Origin of the sequence: Pseudomonas putida, assembly GCF_001976065.1 — a bacterium.
Taxonomy (GTDB): Bacteria; Pseudomonadota; Gammaproteobacteria; order Pseudomonadales; family Pseudomonadaceae; genus Aquipseudomonas; species Aquipseudomonas serbica.
The window spans coordinates 149,799-168,674 of the sequence record NZ_MNAH01000004.1 but is presented as its reverse complement, the minus strand read 5'-3'; the positions used below and the strand labels follow the sequence as shown (position 1 = coordinate 168,674).

Sequence of the window (18,876 nt, the reverse complement as noted above, 5' to 3'; positions counted from 1 at the left end):
AGAACGATGGCGCGGTCGATCAGGCGTACTGCGCGGCGGCGTAGCCGGAGGCCCAGGCCCACTGGAAGTTGAAGCCGCCCAGGTGCCCGGTGACGTCCAGCACTTCACCGATGAAATACAGGCCAGGGCTCTTCAGCGACTCCATGGTCTTGGACGACACCTCGTTGGTATCGACGCCGCCCAGGGTCACCTCGGCGGTGCGGTAGCCTTCAGTGCCTGCCGGTACCACTTTCCAGTTCGCCAGTTTCTCGGCGATGGCGGCGATTTCCCCGTGGGTGTATTGCTTCATCGGCTTGGAGACGAACCAGTTGTCCGCCAGCAGATTAGCCATCTTCTTGGTGAAGATTTCGCCGAGCAGGGTTTTCAGTTCGCTGTTGGGGCGTTCGGCCTGTTGCTGTTGCAGCCAGGTTGGTACGTCGTGGTCCGGCATCAGGTTGATTTCCACCGTGTCGCCGGATTCCCAGAACGAAGAAATCTGCAAGATCGCCGGGCCACTCAGGCCGCGGTGGGTGAACAGGATATTCTCGCGAAAGCTCTGGTCATTGCAGCTGACCAGGCAGTCCACCGAGGTGCCGGACAACTCGGTGCACAGTTCCTTGAGTTGATCGGTGATGGTGAACGGCACCAGGCCGGCGCGAGTCGGCAGCAGGTCGTGGCCGAATTGCTTGGCCACCTGGTAGCCAAAACCGGTTGCGCCCAAGGTCGGGATCGACAGGCCGCCGGTGGCGATCACCAGTGATTCGCAGGTGACCTGGCCGAGGGTGGTGTCCAGCAAGTAGCCTTTCTCGAGCTTCTCGATGGTCTGGATCGAGGTGTCCAGGTGCAGACTGACGCCGACCTGATCGCACTCGTTGAGCAGCATTTCGAGGATGTCGCTGGATTTGTTATCGCAGAACAGTTGGCCGAGCTTTTTCTCGTGGTAGGGCACGCCGTGCTTGGCCACCATGCCGATAAAATCCCACTGGGTGTAGCGGGCCAGGGCGGATTTGCAGAAGTGCGCGTTCTGCGAGAGAAAATTGCCAGGTTCAGTGTACATGTTGGTGAAATTGCAACGGCCACCGCCCGACATCAGGATTTTCTTGCCGGCCTTGTTGGCATGGTCGAGCAACAGCACCTTGCGCCCGCGCCCGGCGGCGGTCAGTGCACACATCAACCCTGCGGCGCCAGCGCCAATGATCACGACTTCGGTAGAGCGCAAAACGGTGTCCTCAACTGTACTCGATCGTTCCCACGCTCTGCGTGGGAATGCCGCCATGGACGCTCTGCGTCCGCTGATATGTGACGCAGAGCGTCACGGGATGCGTTCCCACGCAGAGCGTGGGAACGATCAGGGTCAGAGGATGCGCACGCGCAACGAACGGCCCTTGATCTTGCCGTCGTTCAGGCGTTGCAGGGCTTGCTTGGCGACGCCGCGTTCCACGGCCACGAAGGCCTGGAAGTCGAAGATCGCGATCTTGCCGACCTGGGCGCCCGGGATGCCGGCTTCACCGGTCAGTGCACCAAGGATGTCGCCTGGACGAACCTTGTCCTTGCGGCCGCCAGCGATGCACAGGGTGCTCATCTGCGGCAGCAGCGGGCCACCGCCCTGGGAGGTGAGGTTGTCCACCTGGTCCCAGTTCAGCGGGCTCTTCTGCAGCTGCTCGATGGCCTGGGCGCGGTGCGCTTCGGACGGGGCGACCAGGCTGATGGCGAGGCCTTTCTCACCGGCACGGCCAGTACGGCCAACACGGTGGATGTGGATTTCCGAATCCCGGGCCAGTTCGACGTTGATCACCATGTCCAGCGAATCGATGTCCAGGCCGCGGGCGGCAACGTCAGTCGCCACCAGCACGGAAGTACTGCGGTTGGCGAACATCGCCAGTACCTGGTCACGATCGCGCTGTTCCAGATCACCATGCAGGCCAACGGCGGAGATGCCCTTGGTTGTCAGGTGATCAACGGTTTCCTGGACCTGCTGCTTGGTGAAGCAGAACGCCACACAGGACGCCGGACGGAAGTGGCCCAGCACCTTGGTCACGGCGCTCATGCGATCATCCGGGGAAATTTCGTAGAAGCGCTGCTCGATCTGCGTGTCGTCGTGAAACGCCTCGGCCTTCACTTGCTGCGGGTTGCGCATGAATTTCGAGGCCAGCTGCTTGATGCCCACCGGGTAGGTGGCGGAGAACAGCAGGGTCTGGCGACGCTCGGGGGCCTGCATGATGATTTCTTCGATGGAGTCGTAGAAACCCATGTCGAGCATGCGGTCGGCTTCGTCGAGGATCAGGGTGTTGAGGCCGTGCAATACCAGCGAGCCCTTGCGCAGGTGCTGCTGGATGCGCCCCGGGGTGCCGACGATGATGTGCGCGCCGTGTTCCAGCGAAGCGATCTGCGGGCCGAGGGACACGCCGCCGCACAGGGTCAGGACCTTGATGTTGTCTTCGGCACGGGCCAGGCGACGGATTTCCTTGGCGACCTGGTCGGCCAGCTCGCGGGTCGGGCACAGGATCAGCGCCTGGCAACCGAAGTAGCGCGGATTGATCGGGTTGAGCAGGCCGATACCGAAGGCGGCGGTCTTGCCGCTGCCGGTCTTGGCCTGGGCGATCAGGTCCATCCCCTTGAGGATCACCGGCAAGCTTTGCGCCTGGATCGGCGTCATCTGGGCATAACCGAGGGAGTCGAGGTTAGCCAGCATGGCGGCGGACAGCGGCAAAGTATTAAATTCGGTGGCGATGGTGGTCACGGGACTGGCCTGCAAAACAAAATGTCGCGCAGTGTACCAGCCCGATGGCCATTCGCCCTAAGGCTCTATGTGTTCTTCCGGACGCTTGACGCGCCGTCCGTCTTCCTTTGAGAGCTGCGAGAAGATGGTCGCGGCCAGCATTGCCATGATTCCGACGGTCACAAACGTCAGTTGGAACGCACCCAGCACCGTCTCAACACCATCGTTTCCGATCTCTGCGGTAAAGCCGCCGAGCAGCGCACCGGCACAGGCCACCCCCAGGCTCAGGGAGAGTTGAGCGACCACCGACAGCAGACTGTTGCCGCTGCTGGCACTGGCATCGTCGAGGTCGATCAGGGTCACGGTGTTCATCGCGGTGAACTGCAAGGAGTTGATCGCCCCCAGGACTGCCAGCAGGCACAACAGCAGCCAGTACGGCGTCTGCTCGCTGACCAGGCCCATGCTCGCCAGCATGATTCCCAGCGCCAGGGTGTTGCCGGTCAGCACGATGCGGTAGCCCAGCCGTTCGATCAGCGGTCGCGCCACCCACTTGGCGATCATCGCTGCAGCGGCCAGCGGCAGCATGCTCATCCCGGCCTGGGACGGCGAATACCCCAACGCCACTTGCAGCAACAGCGGTACCAGGAACGGCAGGGCACCGCTGCCGAGGCGGGCGAAGAGGTTGCCGAGAATGCCGACGGCAAAAGTGCGGGTCTTGAACAACGACGGCGCAAACAACGGATTGTCGATGTGCCCGGCGCGCAGCCAGTAGGCCGCCAGGCAGGCCATGCCGCCGAACAACAACAGCATCACCCGCAGGTGTGGCAGGTGCAGTTCGCCCAAACCTTCCATGGCGACCGTGATCAGGATCATCGCCGCGCCGAACAGCAGGAAACCCAGGCTATCGAAACGGGTCCGTTCGGAGCCGCGCAGGTCGGGGATGAATTTCCACACCGCGTAGCAGCCCACCAGTCCCACCGGCAGGTTGATCAGGAAAATCCAGTGCCAGGTCAGGTACTCCACCATCCAGCCGCCCATGGTCGGGCCGATCAACGGCCCGAGCAGGCCGGGAATGGTGATGAAACCCATGATCCGCACCAGTTCCGAGCGCGGGTAGGCGCGCAGCACCACCAGTCGTCCGACCGGCAACATCAACGCGCCGCCCAGGCCCTGGATCACTCGTGCACCGATCAGCATGCTCAAGCTGCTGGACAAGGCGCAGAGCAACGAGCCGAAACTGAACAGCAGGATCGCGCTGAAGAAGATTTTTTTCGTGCCAAAACGGTCAGCGATCCAACCGGAGGCGGGGATCAGCAAGGCGACCGTGAGCATGTAGGCAATGATCACGCCCTGCATGCGCAACGGGTCTTCCGCCAGGTCGCTGGCCATGGCCGGCAGGGCGGTGTTGAGGATCGTCCCGTCGAGGGACTGCATGAAGAACGCAATGGCGACGACCCAGGGCACCCAGCGGGCGGTGACTGGATCGAGAGGCGGGCGGTTGGGCATGGGACCTCTTGTGGTGGTCAGGGAACCGAACCCTGTGGGAGCGGGCTTGCTCGCGAAGGGGCCATCACATTCAACATCAATGCTGAATGACCCACCGCTTTCGCGAGCAAGCCCGCTCCCACAGGGGGATTGTGTTTACAGGGTCAACGTCAGCCGCCGGACGATCGCCCCCGGCAACAACGCCGATGCCGTCGCCCGCTGGCTATAGGTACTCGCCGACAACAGCAATTCGCGCTCCGCGGTCAGTGCTTCCAGCTGCGAACCCAGCAGGCTGTAGGCGCTGTCGTCGAAACGCATGGTGCTGACCGGCGCCTGGATCTCGCCGTTTTCGACCCAGAACGTGGCAAACCGCGTCATGCCGGTCAGGCGCGCCGCCGGTTGATCCGAGAAGTTCAGGTACCACAGGTTGCTGATGTACAGGCCGGTACCGAGTTGCTTGAGGATCTGTGCCTCAGGCAAGTTCCCGGCCTGCATATTCAGGGCCGTTGGCGATTCCCCGCCGCTGGCGCCGTTGGCGGTCAGTCCGTACTCGGCGGCGCTGCGTGATCCGACCAGTTGCGCACCGGCCCTGCCTTCGACGATCAAGCCCAGGTCGCTTCGCGGATAACCTTCGTCGGAGAACGCCGGGCTCAGCGAACCGCTGACTTTTTCGTCCAGCGAAACCAGCGGGCTAAACGCCTGGTCGCCGCCGTAGAGCTTCTGCAGTGGGCTGCTTTTGCTGGCGATCGACTGTGCCGAAAAACCGCCCCAGCACAGCATGCCCATGATTTCTTCCAGCGCGGCGGGCGCCAGGTAAGCGCGGTATTGGCCTGGGGCCAGGGTGCGCAGTGGCCGTCCCAGGTACTCAAGCTGCTCCCGAGCCTGCTGGAAGCGTTTGGCAAAGCCTGCGCTGTTCCAGTCGTGCCCGGCGTAGCTGGCCTTCACCGCCTGGCCGTTTTCATGGAACAGGCTGAAGTCGAAGTTGAAGCTGTTGGCCTGGTGCCAGCCGAACGCGCCGGCGGAACTGGCGAAACCACGGCTGATCGGCCCGGCGGCGTAGAACCCGACCAAGTCCAGGCCTTCGGCGGCCTGGGAGATTTCGGCGACCACTTGCTCGGTGTCCGGCAGCGGATGATCCTGCACGTTTTTGCTTTGCCAACCGTTGTGGTTTAGCAGCAGGTAGGGGTCCTGGGGCAGCAACGGCAAGGTTTCGCGCAGCTGTTGCAGGCCTTCGGCCAGGCGCTGATGGTCGACCGCAGGATCGCCCGCCAGGGTGATCTGCAGGTCGGCGTGGCGACCATCGTTGATCAGTTTCAAGCCGACGCTCGCCTGTTGCACCTGCCCGGCCTGACGCACCTTGGCGTGGTTGAAACGCACGAAGGCCGACGATTCGGCGGCATAGCTGAGGGTGAATTGCTCCGGTTCGTGCAGCGCTTCGCTTAATCCGGCGACCAGTGCCTTGAACGACTCGGCCTGGGCTTTCGACGTAGTCATCAGCTGTCTCCCCCAAATACATCAACGTTGCTGAACACGCAGGCTGGCGAAGCGTGGCCGACGCGGATCACTTGATTCGGCTCGCCCTTGCCACAGTTCGGTGTGCCCAGGACCTTGAAGGTGCTGGCGTCGCCGACTGCGCTGAGGCTTTTCCAGAACTGTGCGGAAATCGCCCGGTAGTTCGGGTTTTTCACCACGCCCTTGAGTTCGCCGTTTTCGATCAACTGGCCCCATTCGCAACCGAACTGGAACTTGTTGCGCGCATCGTCGATGGACCAGGAGCGGTTGGTGCTCATCAGGATGCCGTGTTCGATGTTGCCGATCAGTTGCTCGAGCGGCTGGTCGCCAGGCTCGATGTTGAGGTTGGCCATGCGGTCGATCGGCGGGCGGTTCCAGCCGCAGGCACGGCTGTTGGCGACCCCGTCCAGGCCGGCGCGGAACTGCGAGAGGGCACCGCCCAAGGGACGCAGCAAGAGGCCTTGGCGAATCAGGAACTGTTTGTTGGCCGCCGTGCCGTCGTCGTCGTGGCCGTAGCTGGCAAGCTGCTCGGGAATGTCCGGGTCGAAAGTCACGTTGAGCAGGCCGGAACCGTATTGCAGGTGACCGAAATCACTGGCTTTGACAAAACTGGTACCGGCGTAATTGCGCTCATCGCCGAGGATACGGTCCAGTTCAAGCGGGTGGCCGATGGATTCGTGGATCTGCAGCATCATCTGGTCGGGCATCAGCAGCAGGTCGCGCGGCCCCTGCGGCGTGTTCGGTGCCAGCAGTAATTGCAGGGCCTGATCGGCAATTTTTGCCCCAGCGCCGATCAGTCCGCAGCGGCTGATGACATCGAAGCCACCCTGCTGGCCGAAGTTTTCCCGGCCGAGCGTGCGGGTCTGGCTGTCGTTGCCATCGTAGGCGGTGACGTCGAGGCCCGGGTAGACGAAGCGCTGTGCCTGGCGCAGTTCGGCGCCGGCGCTGTTGAGGTAAATCTGTTCGACGTTAGTGATGCCGATGCTGACCTGCCAGCTCACCAGGCGTTCGTCCTTGGGCACGGCGGCGGATTCGGCGCTGAGCAGCTGGTAGCAGTCGCTCAGGGACGGGAAGGGCTGGTCGAGGTTCGGTGAAAAATAATCGGCACGCTCGCTGGATACTGCTTGTTCGCGCAGGTCCAGCAGGGCGTGAGGCTTGAGTCGGCGCGCCTGCTGTTCGGCGCGCTCGAGGGCCGCTTGCAGGCCCTGTTGCGACAGGTCATTGGTGGCGGCATAGGCTTCCACGCCATTGACCCGCACGGTCAGCATCGCCCCTTCGTCGCGGCTCAGGCTCGGCGGTTCGGCGACGTTCTTGCGCACCGACAGGTACTGGCCGGACTCGCGCACAAAACGCAGGGAAAAGAATTCGGCGCCCGTGCGCAAGGCAGCGAAGCGCTGCCTGAGCTGGGGGTGGAAATCGAACATTCGGGAACCTCCTTGGTATGGAGTGGCGGTGCAGCGGTGCGGCGAGGGGATGAAACGATTGCGCGGCACTAGAGTAGGCCTGCATGGGGGGAGGATCAAGTTTGGATCGGTAGAGGTGTGTTGTTTGGTCGGGCCTCTTCGCGAGCAGGCTCGCTCCCACAGTGTTTTTGTGTTGAATCACGATTGAGCGATCAACGCAGAACAATGTGGGAGCGAGCCTGCTCGCGAATGGCCGTGACGCGGTCTAAAGCCTTACGCCGTCTGGCCCACTTCACGCATAGGCTTGCCCTTCACCGGCGCGTCGCCCGCTACGTAGTAGTTGGCCTTGCTGCGCGGCAATGGCTGGCGGCCGCGGATCTTGTCGGCGATTTTCTCGGCCATCATGATCGTCGGCGCATTCAGGTTGCCGGTGGTGATGATCGGCATGATCGAGGCATCGACCACGCGCAGGCCTTGCATGCCATGCACGCGGCCTTCGCCATCGACCACGGCCATTTCGTCGGTGCCCATCTTGCACGAGCAGGACGGGTGGAACGCGGTTTCGGCGTGCTCGCGGATGAACTTGTCCAGCTGCTCATCGGTTTGCACTTCGATGCCCGGGCTGATTTCGCGGCCGCGGAAGGCATCCAGCGCCGGTTGCTGCATGATTTCACGGGTCAGGCGGATGCCGTCGCGGAACTCCTGCCAGTCCTGCTCGGTGGCCATGTAGTTGAACAGGATGCTCGGGTGCTGGCGTGGGTCCTTGGACTTGGCCTGGATACGCCCGCGGCTTGGCGAACGCATGGAGCCCATGTGCGCCTGGAAGCCGTGTTCTTTCACACCGTTGCTGCCGTTGTAGTTAATCGCCACCGGCAGGAAGTGGTACTGGATGTTCGGCCATTCGAATTCCGGACGGGTACGGATAAAACCGCCCGCTTCGAACTGGTTGCTGGCGCCGATGCCGGTGCCGTTGAACAGCCACTCGGCACCGATGGCCGGCTGGTTGTACCAGAGCAGCGACGGGTACAGCGAGACCGGTTGGGTGCAGGCGTATTGCAGGTACAGTTCAAGGTGGTCCTGCAGGTTTTCACCGACGCCTGGCAGGTCGTGGACCACCGGAATGTCGAGCTTGTTCAGCAGTTCAGCCGGGCCGACGCCGGAGCGTTGCAGGATCTGCGGCGAAGCGATGGCGCCGGAGCACAGCAGCACTTCCTTGCGCGCCTTGGCTTCGACGCGCTCTTCGGCGTCACCGACCAGGTAACGCACGCCGACCGCACGCTTGCCTTCGAACAGAATCTTGTCGGTCAGGGCGTGGGTGACGATGGTCAGGGTCGAGCGCTTCTTGGCCACGTCCAGGTAACCGCGGGCGGTGGAGGCACGACGACCTTTCGGCGTCACGGTGCGGTCCATCGGGCCGAAGCCTTCCTGCTGGTAGCCGTTCAAGTCTTCGGTGCGCGGGTAACCGGCTTGCACGCCGGCTTCAACCATGGCGTGGAACAGCGGGTTGTTGCCGGCTTTCGGCGTGGTCACGCTGACCGGGCCGTCGCCACCGTGGTAGTCATTCGGGCCGATGTCGCGGGTTTCCGCTTTACGGAAATACGGCAGGCAGTCCAGGTACGACCAGTCTTCCAGGCCTGGCAATTTTGCCCAGCCGTCGTAGTCCATGGCGTTGCCGCGGATGTAGCACATGCCGTTGATCAGCGAGGAACCGCCCAGGCCCTTGCCGCGTCCGCATTCCATGCGGCGACCGTCCATGTGCGGCTCTGGATCGGTTTCGTAGGCCCAGTTGTAGCGACGGCCTTGCAGCGGGAACGCCAGGGCGGCCGGCATTTGCGTGCGGAAGTCGAAACGGTAGTCCGGGCCGCCCGCTTCGAGCAGCAGGACGGTGACGCCGGCGTCTTCGGTCAGGCGGGTCGCCAGGGTGTTACCGGCCGAGCCGGCACCGATGATGATGTAGTCGAATTCTTGGGACATTGAATGCACCCTCTTTGATAGTGGTCAGGTCGGGCTTCGGCGAGTGCTGCGCACTCGATTCGCGAGCAGGCTCGCTCCCACAATGGAATGAGGTCTCCTGTGGGAGCGGGCTTGCTCGCGAAGAGGCCCTCGCGAGCAATACAGGTCTCGGGTCTTAGAACACCGAGACGTAATCGCCCAACTCGACCTGTACCGATTTGATGCGGGTGAAGTTGTTCAGCGAGCTGATGCCGTTCTCACGGCCAACACCCGACTGCTTGTAGCCGCCAACCGGCATCTTCGCGTCGGACTCGCCCCAGGCGTTGATCCAGCAGATACCGGCTTCCAGCTGATGAATCACGCGGTGGGCGCGGTTCAGGTCCTTGGTGACGATACCGGCGGCCAGGCCGAAGTCGGTGTCGTTGGCGCGGCGGATCACTTCTTCTTCGGTTTCGTACGACAGGATCGCCATGACTGGGCCAAAGATTTCTTCACGCACGATGGTCATGTCGTCAGTGCAGTCGGTGAACACGGTCGGCGCCACGAACGCGCCCTTGGCGAATTCGCCCTCGGTCAGACGCTCGCCGCCGCACAGCAGGCGGGCACCTTCTTCCTTGCCCTTGGCGATGTAGCCCAGCACGCTTTCCATGTGGGCAAAGCTGACCAGCGGACCGAAGTTGGTGTTTTCGTCTTGCGGGTTACCGACGCGGATGCGTGCAACGCGCTCAACGATCTTGGCTTCGAAAGCGGCTTTCAGGTGCGCCGGCACGAACACGCGAGTGCCGTTGGTGCAGACCTGGCCGGAGCTGTAGAAGTTGGCCATCATCGCGGTGTCGGCGGCGCGGTCGAGGTCGGCGTCGTCGCAGATGATCAGCGGCGATTTACCGCCCAGTTCCATGGTCACGTCCTTGAGCGAAGAGCTCGAAGCGCTGGCCATGACTTTCTTGCCGGTGTCGGTACCGCCGGTGAACGAGACTTTTTCGATGCGCGGGTGCTCGGTCAACCAGGTGCCGACTTCACGGCCGCTGCCGGTCAGGACGTTGAACACGCCGGCTGGCAGGCCGGCTTCGGTGTAGATCTCGGCCAGTTTCAGCGTGGTCAGCGAGGTGACTTCGCTTGGCTTGAAGATCATCGCGTTACCGGCCGCCAGGGCAGGTGCGGATTTCCACAGGGCGATCTGGATCGGGTAGTTCCACGCGCCGATACCGGCTACGACGCCCAGCGGCTCGCGACGGGTGTAGACGAAAGAGGTGGTGCGCAGCGGAATCTGCTCACCTTCGATGGCCGGAACCAGGCCAGCGTAGTACTCCAGCACGTCAGCGCCGGTGACGATGTCGACGTAGCGGGTTTCGGAGTACGACTTACCGGTGTCCAGGGTTTCCAGGGCAGCCAGTTCATCGTTGCGCTCGCGCAGGATGTCCACGGCGCGACGCAGGATGCGCGAACGCTCCATGGCGGTCATTGCGGCCCAGATTTTCTGGCCCTTTTCGGCGCTGACCACAGCGCGCTCGACGTCTTCCTTTGTCGCGCGTTGCACTTTTGCGAGGACTTCACCGTTAGCCGGGTTGATGGCTTCAAACGTGGCATCGCTGCCAGCATCCGTGTAGCCGCCGTCGATGTAGAGTTTTTGCAGTTCGAAACGGGCCATAAAGTCCTCGCAAGTGCATTGGTTGTTGGCACGGTGCGGGTGTCGAGCGTTCTATGTGTGCTCTAACTCACCCGCTTGGCCAGTTGGAAATCCATGTATTCGTAAGCGATCTGGTGCGCCTGCTCAGTGTCGAAAGCATCTCCCGACAGTGCGCCGCGCAACCACAAACCGTCGATGAGGGCTGCCAGGCCACGGGCTGCACTGCGCGCATCATCGAGCGGCAGTACGCGGCGGAACTGGCAGCACAGGTTGGAATACAGACGGTGATCGTTGATCCGCTGCAACCTGTGCAAAGACGGGTGGTGCATGCTGGTGGCCCAGAAGGCCAGCCAGGTTTTCATTGCCGGGCCATTGACCTGGCTGGCGTCGAAGTTGCCTTCGATGATCACCTGCAGATGCGCCCGCGGGCTTGCATCTGTCAGCGCCTGACGGCGCGCGGTGACGTTCTCGCTGAGGACACTCATCAGGTACTGCGCCGTGGCAGCGATCAGGCCGTTCTTGTCCTGAAAGTAATGACTGATGATGCCATTCGAGACACCGGCCAAACGGGCGATCAGCGCAATGCTGGCGTCCCCCATTCCGACCTGGTCGACCGCCAGCAATGTGGCTTCGATCAACTGCTGGCGACGGATGGGTTGCATACCGACCTTGGGCATCTTGCACATCTCCTTAGGCCTTCCATCAGACGCAAGGCGTCTATCGGATTGAGGGCCAGTCTATTTTGTTTTGATTGAACGTTCAATCAACAAAGAATAAGATCTGCGACAAATCGTCGCTGCCTACAGAATTTTCCTACGCGTAGCGGCGAAAAAAACGACTTCCGAAAATGCTCGAAACCTACGCGCCACAGCGCTCAAGGGGCTTCGGGCCCTTTGGGGTTGTCTTTATATCACCCGCTGGTCGGCTGCCCACTAACCGATTGGTCGGGTACCCCGTTTGTCTTGCGTTCTTCTCTCGCACTGCCCGGAGCATCTGTGCCATGAGTTCTGCCTCGCTAATAAAGACCCCGCCCGAGAAGGTGACGGTCAACGGTTGGGTGTTCTACACCTCTACCGCGTTGATTCTATTGTTGACCGCCATTCTGATCATCGCCCCGCAAGAGGCGGGCAGACTGCTCGGTATGGCGCAAGCCTGGTTGTCCCGCAGCTTCGGCTGGTACTACATGGTGGTGATTGCCGCCTACCTGATCTTCGTGGTCGGCCTGGCGTTCTCGTCCTACGGCAAGCTCAAGCTGGGCAGCAAGGACGACACCCCGGACTTCAGCTACGGCGCCTGGGCGGGGATGCTGTTCTCCTCGGGCATCGGCATCTCGCTGCTGTATTTCGGCGCGTCCGAGCCGCTGGACCACTACTTCAACCCGCCGGAAGGCGTGGCCGGCAGCAACCTGGCCGCCCGTCAGGCGGTGCAGCTGACGTTCCTGCACTGGGGCCTGCATGGCTGGGCGATCTACGCCTTGGTCGGCCTGGCGGTGGCGTACTTCGCCTACCGGCATAACCAGCCGCTGGCGCTGCGTTCGGCGTTGTACCCGCTGGTGGGCGAGCGTTGGGTCAAGGGCGCGGCCGGTCATGCGGTGGACGGCTTCGGCATGTTCGTGACGCTGCTGGGCCTGGTGACCAACCTGGGGATCGGTTCGCTGCAAGTGTCGTCGGGCCTGGAAAACATGTTCGGCATGGAGCACAGCAACACCAACCTGCTGATCGTGATCATCGTGATGAGCACCGTGGCGACCATCGCTGCCGTGTCCGGGGTGGAAAACGGCATTCGTCGCCTGTCCAACCTCAACATCGTGCTGTTCAGCGGCCTGCTGATTTTCGTCCTGCTGTTCGGCCCGACCCTGCACCTGCTCAACGGCTTCGTGCAAAACGTCGGTGACTACCTCAACGGCGTGGTGATGAAGACCTTCGACCTTTATGTGTACGAAGGCGACAGTGAGAAGTCTGACCGCTGGTTGGGCCTGTGGACCCTGTTCTACTGGGCCTGGTGGATTTCCTGGGCGCCATTCGTCGGCATGTTCATCGCGCGTATTTCCCGTGGTCGCACGGTGCGTGAGCTGGTCGCTGGCGTGTTGCTGATTCCGCTGGGTTTCACCCTGGCGTGGCTGTCGATCTTCGGTAACTCGGCCCTGGACCTGGTGATGAACCACGGGGCGGTGGAGCTCGGAAAGACGGCGCTGGAACAGCCGTCCATGGCGATCTACCAATTGCTTGAGCATTACCCCGCATCGAAAGTGGTGATCGGCGTGTCGATTTTCGTGGGGTTCGTCTTGTTCCTGACGCCAGCGGATTCCGGCGCGGTGATGATGGCCAACCTCTCGTGCAAGGGCGGCAATGTCGACGAAGATGCGCCGCACTGGCTGCGGATCTTCTGGTCGGTCGTGATCACCCTGGTGACCATCGGCCTGCTGTTCGCCGGTAACTTCGAAGCCATGCAAACCATGGTGGTGCTGGCCGGCCTGCCGTTTTCGGTGGTGTTGGTGTGCTTTATGTTCGGTTTGCACAAGGCCATGCGCCAGGACGTGCAGATCGAACAGGAGCAAGCGGAACTGGCGGCCCGTGGCCGTCGTGGTTTCAGCGAGCGTTTGACCCAGCTGGACCTGCAACCGAGCCAGTCGGTGGTGCAGCGCTTCATGGACAAGCATGTGAGCCCGGCCTTGCAGGATGCGACGACGCAAATGCGCGCCCAAGGCCTGGAAGTGCAGACGCTGCTGGGCAAGTCCAAGCGTTGCATGGGCGTTCGGGTCGAGATGGAGGAGGGCAACCCGTTTGTCTACGAAGTCAGCCTGGACGGCTATCTGGCCACGCCAACCGAGTCGGCTCAATCCGATGAGGCGCGTCAGCGTTACTATCGCGCCGAGGTGTACCTGCACAACGGCAGCCAGGACTACGACCTGATGGGCTTCACTCAGGATCAGATCACCCGTGACGTGCTCGATCAGTTTGAAAGCCATCGGCAGCTCCTTGGCCGCGTCTATAGCTGAGTTGTGAAGTGATGCGGTGTTTCTGTCTGAGGCACCGCATCGCATTCTTCGCGAGCAAGCCCGCTCCCACATTGGATTTGTGAACACCGCAGATCAAATGTGGGAGCGGGCTTGCTCGCGAAGGGGCAATCAGCCGCAAAGCTGAATGTCCCTATACCCCACAAACAAAAACGCCGCGATCTCTCGCGGCGTTTTTGTGTCTGTTGCCTTACCCCAGGTTCTTGCCGAGCAGCGCGTGGTACAGCTCGCTGTCGCCGAGAATCCCGACAACCTTGTTGTTGTCGTGCAGCACCAGTTTGTTGCCGGTCTGATAACGAATCTGCAGCGCATCGCGCATGCCGATATTGGAATCCACCAGTGTCGGCCGGCGACCCAGGCCTTCGACTGCCTGCCCTGGAATCCAGTTCTGCAGATCCAGGCTCGAGCCGTTCTGGCGTGCGCCCTTGATGGTGTTGCCTTCGGCCAGGTCCAGCCACGAATCGCCACCCGGGTCCAGGCACACCGAACCGTTGATGCGCTTGCAGTTGTCCAGGGTGCGCATCAGGCTGCGACCGCACAGCACGTTCAGTGGGTTGGTGTGGGCAACGAAAGTGCGCACGTAGTCGTCTGCCGGGTTGAGGACGATTTCTTCCGGCTTGCTGTACTGGATGATCCGGCCATCTTTCATGATCGCGATACGGCTGCCCAGCTTCAGGGCTTCATCGAGGTCGTGGCTCACGAACACGATGGTCTTGCTCAGCTTGCGCTGCAGCTCCAGCAGTTCGTCCTGCAGGCCCTGGCGGATCAGTGGGTCGAGCGCCGAGAACGGCTCGTCCATCAGCAGGATGTCGGCATCCATCGCCAGCGCACGGGCCAGGCCCACACGTTGCTGCATGCCACCGGACAGTTCGTCAGGCTTCTTGTTGCGCCATTGGGTCAGGCCCACCAGCTCGAGTTTTTCATCGACCAGCTTACGGCGTTCCTTCTCCGGACGGCCCTGCATTTCCAGGCCGAAGCTGATGTTCTCGCGCACCGTCAGCCAAGGCATCAGGGCGAACTTCTGGAACACCATCGCGATGCGCTTGGTGCGCATCATTTTCAGTTCGGCCGGGGTACAGGAAGCAATGTTGATCTGCTTGCCTTCGTGTTCGACGAACAGCTTGCCGCGGCTGACGGTGTTGAGGCCGTTGATGCAGCGCAGCAGGCTGGATTTGCCGGAGCCGGACAGGCCCATCAGCACGCAAATTTCACCTTTTTCGATGTCGAGGCTGGCTTTTTCCACGCCCACGATCTGACCGGTTTTTTTCAGGATCTCGCTGCGGGTCAAGCCTTGATCGAGAAGCTTCAGGGCTTCGCGCGGATCCTTGGTGAAGATCACGTCCACGTCTTCGAAGCGAATTATGCTCATGCGTCACCCCCTACTTTGGCGTCGGGTTGTTTGCAGATACGGTCGAGCATGATCGCCAGCAGTACGATCGCCAGGCCTGCTTCGAAGCCCAGGGCGATATCAGCGGTATTCAGTGCGTTGACCACGGGTTTGCCCAAGCCGTCAGCGCCCACCAGTGCCGCGATCACCACCATCGACAACGACAGCATGATGCACTGGGTGATGCCGGCCGCGATGCTTGGCATGGCGTGGGGCAGTTCGATGCGCGAGAGCAGTTGACGACGCGAGCAGCCGAAGGCCTTGCCGGCGTCCATCAGTTCTTGCGGGACATCGCGGATACCCAGGTAAGTCAGGCGGATGGGCGCGGCAATCGCGAACACCACCGTCGAGATCAGGCCCGGGACCACACCCAGACCGAAGAGAGTCAGGGTAGGAATGAGGTAGACGAAGGTCGGCACGGTCTGCATCAGATCGAGCACCGGACGCATCATGGTATAGAACATCGGTTTGTGCGCGGCGACGATACCCAAGGGTACGCCGATGACCACGCAGACCAGGGTGGCGAATAACACCTGGGCGAGGGTTTCCATGGTTTCCTGCCAGTACCCCAGGTTGAGGATCAGCAGGAAGGAGGCAACGACGAAGGCGGTCAGGCCCCATTTGCGCTGGATGAAGTGGGCAAGTATTGCGATTAGGCCGATCAAGACCAGCGGGTTGAACCAGGTCAGCGCAAACGTCACGCCGTGGATCATCGTTTCCAGTGACACGGCGATTGCGTCGAAGGTGTTGGCGCCGTGTTGCGTCAACCATTCAACGAAGCCTGCGATGTACTGGCCTAGAGGTATTTTCTGATCAATCAGCATGGTAGTGAACGTCCGCATGCAAGGAAATAAACAGCCCGGGCGGCTTGCCGCCCGGCGTAAGCGATGCTCCCTAAGCTCAAGGCTGTGCGAGCTTGGCTTTCACGGCTTCCAGGCCAGGTTTACCGTCAATGGTGGTCACGCCAGCGAGCCAGGTATCGAGCACCTGGGGATTCTTTTTCAGCCAGGCCTTGGCGGCCGCGTCAGGCTTCATTTTGTCGTCCAGGATGTTGCCCATCAGTTCACTTTCCATGTCGACGGTGAACTCCAGGTTCTTCAGCAACTGACCGACGTTGCTGCATTCCGTGGCGTAGCCCTTGCGGGTGTTGGTCGCCACGGTGGCGGCGCCAAAGTCGGGGCCGAAGAAATCGTCGCCGCCGGTCAGGTATTGAATCTTGAAACGCTTGTTCATCGGGTGCGGGGCCCAACCCAGGAACACCACGGCGGTATCGCGTTTCTGCGCGCGGTCGACCTGCGACAGCATGCCGGCCTCGCTGGACTCGACGACCTTGAAGCCGGCGTCCTTGAGGCCGAAGGCGTTCTTGTCGATCATACTCTGGATCAGGCGGTTGCCGTCGTTGCCCGGCTCGATGCCGTAGATCTTGCCGTCCAGTTCCTTCTTGAACTTGGCGATGTCGGCGAAATCATGCAGCCCTTTGTCGTACAGCGCCTGGGGCACGGCGAGGGTGTACTTGGCGCCCTGGAGGTTGGTGCGCACGGTTTCCACGGTGCCGGCATCGCGGTAGGCCTTGATGTCGTTTTCCATGGTAGGCATCCAGTTGCCCAGGAAAACGTCCATGTTCTTGCCGTCGGCCAGGGACTTGTAGGTCACGGGCACGGAAATCATGGTGGTCTTGGTCTTGTAGCCAAGGGCGTTGAGCACGACGCTGGTGGTCGCGGTTGTCGCGGTAATGTCGGTCCAGCCGACATCGGAGAAGTTTACGGTGTTGCACTGGGCCGGTTCGGCAGCTTGCGCCAGAACCGGCAGACTAAGCAGGGCGGCCAACAACAACGACGGGGAACCTTTCATGGATGGACTCCTTGGTGTTTTTTTTGGCAGTGTTTCCGATTGGAACCACCGCACTTATAGGTTGCGGTTGGATGGCGTTTTGGAGACAGCTCTACCACGGCGCCTTGCAATCGAGTCGATACGATCATGTACCAGTGAAAATCTGACGCCTACAGGGTGCGTCGTAACCAGTACAGGGATGGTCGCATCCAGTGTCGGTGACGTCGTTTACAGCTTTTTTCAGCCTCCTTTGTCCGTCTGAGCCGCAAAAAAACGGCGCAAACACGACGTAAAAGACACGCGGCGTTCGTGGACATGAGTGCGTCGGTGTGAGACGTCGAGCGACAGGACAAAAGCCTGATGATGCGGCCATCCCGACGGATTGCAGCTTGAGCGTAGCAGCTCCGTCACCGGGCGCTTTTGCGCCTGGAGTTGGCACATCCAGGAGTCCGGCAGCAATGGCTATCAGTGTTTTCGACCTGTTCAAAATCGGCATCGGTCCTTCCAGTTCTCACACCGTGGGGCCTATGCGGGCGGCGGCGCTGTTCGTGCAGGGTTTGCGTGAGCGGGGCCTGCTTGAGCAGGTTCGGCGTGTGCAGGTGCAGCTCTTTGGTTCACTGTCGGCCACCGGCATCGGCCACGGCAGCGACAATGCCGTGATCATGGGGCTGATGGGCGAGTGGCCAGATGCGATCGATCCGTCGCAAATCGGCATCCGCATCGACACCCTGCGCGAAACGGACACCTTGTTGCTCGACGGCCGTTTGCCGGTCCCGTTCATCTGGTCCAGGGACATGCGCCTGATCGACGAAAACCTGCCGTTTCACCCCAATGCCATGACCTTGATTGTCGAAGGCGATGACGGCGAGTTGCATCGCGATACCTACTATTCGGTCGGCGGCGGTTTTGTCGTCGATGAGGCGCAAGCCAGCAGCGGAGTGGTCGATATGGATCGCACCGAGCTGCCTTACGATTTCTCCAGCGCGGCGCAGCTGCTGGACTTGTGTAAAAAACACAACCTGCGGGTGGCCGAACTGATGATGGCCAACGAGAAGGTCTGGCGCAGCGAAGAGGAGATCCGCAGTGGTCTGATGCACCTGTGGCGCGCCATGCAGGATTGCGTCGAGCACGGCCTCAAGCACGAGGGCATTCTGCCTGGCGGCCTGAACGTGCGCCGGCGCGCGGCCAAATTGCATCGCAGCTTGCAGGAGCTGAACAAACCCAACGTGATCGGCTCGACGCTGAGCGCCATGGAGTGGGTCAACCTGTTCGCCCTCGCGGTCAACGAGGAGAACGCTGCCGGCGGGCGCATGGTCACGGCGCCGACCAATGGCGCGGCGGGGATTATTCCGGCGGTGTTGCACTACTTCATGAAGTTCAGCGAGGACGTGACCGACGCCAATGTCGTCGACTATCTGCTCGGCGCGGCTTCGGTCGGGATTCTGTGCAAGAAGAACGCCTCGATCTCCGGTGCCGAAGTCGGATGCCAGGGCGAAGTCGGCTCGGCCTGCGCCATGGCGGCGGCGGGGTTGGCGCAAATCCTTGGCGCCACACCGGAGCAACTGTGTAACGCGGCGGAAATCGGCCTGGAGCACAACCTGGGGCTGACGTGCGATCCGGTGGGCGGCCTGGTGCAGGTGCCGTGCATCGAGCGCAACGCGATCGCCGCGGTGAAAGCGATCAATGCGGCGCAGATGGCTTTGCGCGGCGATGGTCAGCACTTTATCTCGCTCGACCGGGTGATTCGCACCATGCGCGATACCGGTGCCGATATGCATGACAAATATAAGGAGACGTCGCGGGGTGGGTTGGCTGTGAGCGCGGTGGAGTGCTGATATCGAGTCGCCTCCATTCGCGAGCAAGCCCGCTCCCACATTGAAATGCATTCCCCTGTGGGAGCGGGCTTGCTCGCGAAGGCGTCAGACCAGTCAAAACTGCGCGGTAATTGAACACCCGATTTAAAAC

Annotated in this window: 13 protein-coding genes; 2 read left to right on the top strand and 11 right to left on the bottom strand. The window is 61.6% G+C overall.

The features are described from left to right. Positions 1–19: 19 nt before the first annotated feature. From BKX96_RS15955 to betI, 8 genes are all read right to left on the bottom strand, one after another. Complete coding sequence (locus BKX96_RS15955; protein WP_077184658.1) at positions 20–1,198, bottom strand: BaiN/RdsA family NAD(P)/FAD-dependent oxidoreductase; 1,179 nt, start codon at positions 1,196–1,198, stop codon at positions 20–22. Between the two features lie 135 nt (positions 1,199–1,333). Then, a complete protein-coding gene (dbpA, locus tag BKX96_RS15950; RefSeq protein WP_248686050.1) occupies positions 1,334–2,671 on the bottom strand; it encodes an ATP-dependent RNA helicase DbpA in 1,338 nt (445 codons plus the stop codon). Positions 2,672–2,776: 105 nt separating this feature from the next. After that, positions 2,777–4,204: a multidrug transporter subunit MdtD gene (gene mdtD, locus BKX96_RS15945; protein ID WP_077184653.1), complete on the bottom strand. Its 1,428-nt coding sequence runs from the start codon at positions 4,202–4,204 to the stop codon at positions 2,777–2,779. Between the two features lie 135 nt (positions 4,205–4,339). Next, positions 4,340–5,677, bottom strand: a complete 1,338-nt coding sequence (locus BKX96_RS15940) for a TldD/PmbA family protein (protein WP_077184651.1) — start codon at positions 5,675–5,677, stop codon at positions 4,340–4,342. Beyond that, the gene (locus tag BKX96_RS15935; RefSeq protein ID WP_077184649.1) at positions 5,677–7,119 is read right to left on the bottom strand and encodes a TldD/PmbA family protein; all 1,443 of its coding nucleotides are present in this window, start codon (positions 7,117–7,119) and stop codon (positions 5,677–5,679) included. The genes BKX96_RS15940 and BKX96_RS15935 overlap by 1 nt, the downstream gene beginning before the upstream one ends. 252 nt (positions 7,120–7,371) lie before the next feature. Further along, positions 7,372–9,072, bottom strand: coding sequence for a choline dehydrogenase (gene betA, locus BKX96_RS15930; RefSeq protein WP_046818271.1), 1,701 nt, complete (start codon positions 9,070–9,072; stop codon positions 7,372–7,374). A 154-nt stretch (positions 9,073–9,226) separates the two neighbouring features. Continuing rightward, on the bottom strand, positions 9,227–10,699 hold the full coding sequence (betB, locus tag BKX96_RS15925; RefSeq protein ID WP_046818270.1) for a betaine-aldehyde dehydrogenase: 1,473 nt from the start codon (positions 10,697–10,699) through the stop codon (positions 9,227–9,229). Between the two features lie 62 nt (positions 10,700–10,761). Next, positions 10,762–11,355, bottom strand: a complete 594-nt coding sequence (gene betI / locus BKX96_RS15920; protein WP_077184647.1) for a transcriptional regulator BetI — start codon at positions 11,353–11,355, stop codon at positions 10,762–10,764. A gap of 380 nt (positions 11,356–11,735) precedes the next feature. On the opposite strand from betI, the gene BKX96_RS15915 reads away from it, so the two are divergent. Continuing rightward, a complete protein-coding gene (locus tag BKX96_RS15915) occupies positions 11,736–13,676 on the top strand; it encodes a BCCT family transporter (RefSeq protein ID WP_256721550.1) in 1,941 nt (646 codons plus the stop codon). A 208-nt stretch (positions 13,677–13,884) separates the two neighbouring features. On the opposite strand, the gene choV is transcribed toward BKX96_RS15915, so the two are convergent. The 3 genes from choV to BKX96_RS15900 form a co-directional block, all read right to left on the bottom strand. Further along, the gene (gene choV / locus BKX96_RS15910) at positions 13,885–15,063 is read right to left on the bottom strand and encodes a choline ABC transporter ATP-binding protein (RefSeq protein ID WP_046818267.1); all 1,179 of its coding nucleotides are present in this window, start codon (positions 15,061–15,063) and stop codon (positions 13,885–13,887) included. Further along, entirely contained in the window at positions 15,060–15,905 is an 846-nt protein-coding gene (choW, locus tag BKX96_RS15905; protein ID WP_034147473.1) for a choline ABC transporter permease subunit, read from the bottom strand. Before choW ends, choV begins: the two co-directional genes overlap by 4 nt. Positions 15,906–15,981: 76 nt before the next feature. Continuing rightward, positions 15,982–16,932: a choline ABC transporter substrate-binding protein gene (locus tag BKX96_RS15900; RefSeq protein WP_077184642.1), complete on the bottom strand. Its 951-nt coding sequence runs from the start codon at positions 16,930–16,932 to the stop codon at positions 15,982–15,984. Between the two features lie 437 nt (positions 16,933–17,369). Here BKX96_RS15900 and BKX96_RS15895 point away from each other — a divergent pair, with 437 nt between their 5' ends. Then, positions 17,370–18,746, top strand: coding sequence for an L-serine ammonia-lyase (locus BKX96_RS15895; RefSeq protein WP_046818264.1), 1,377 nt, complete (start codon positions 17,370–17,372; stop codon positions 18,744–18,746). The last annotated feature ends 130 nt before the right edge of the window (positions 18,747–18,876 follow it).

Coding starts and splice junctions, on each gene's coding strand:
- dbpA (WP_248686050.1), bottom strand. CDS start 2,671: ATGCTGGCTAACCTCGACTCCCTCGGTTATGCCCAGATGACGCCGATC.
- mdtD (WP_077184653.1), bottom strand. CDS start 4,204: ATGCCCAACCGCCCGCCTCTCGATCCAGTCACCGCCCGCTGGGTGCCC.
- BKX96_RS15940 (WP_077184651.1), bottom strand. CDS start 5,677: ATGACTACGTCGAAAGCCCAGGCCGAGTCGTTCAAGGCACTGGTCGCC.
- BKX96_RS15935 (WP_077184649.1), bottom strand. CDS start 7,119: ATGTTCGATTTCCACCCCCAGCTCAGGCAGCGCTTCGCTGCCTTGCGC.
- betA (WP_046818271.1), bottom strand. CDS start 9,072: ATGTCCCAAGAATTCGACTACATCATCATCGGTGCCGGCTCGGCCGGT.
- betB (WP_046818270.1), bottom strand. CDS start 10,699: ATGGCCCGTTTCGAACTGCAAAAACTCTACATCGACGGCGGCTACACG.
- betI (WP_077184647.1), bottom strand. CDS start 11,355: ATGCCCAAGGTCGGTATGCAACCCATCCGTCGCCAGCAGTTGATCGAA.
- choV (WP_046818267.1), bottom strand. CDS start 15,063: ATGAGCATAATTCGCTTCGAAGACGTGGACGTGATCTTCACCAAGGAT.
- choW (WP_034147473.1), bottom strand. CDS start 15,905: ATGCTGATTGATCAGAAAATACCTCTAGGCCAGTACATCGCAGGCTTC.
- BKX96_RS15900 (WP_077184642.1), bottom strand. CDS start 16,932: ATGAAAGGTTCCCCGTCGTTGTTGTTGGCCGCCCTGCTTAGTCTGCCG.
- BKX96_RS15895 (WP_046818264.1), top strand. CDS start 17,370: ATGGCTATCAGTGTTTTCGACCTGTTCAAAATCGGCATCGGTCCTTCC.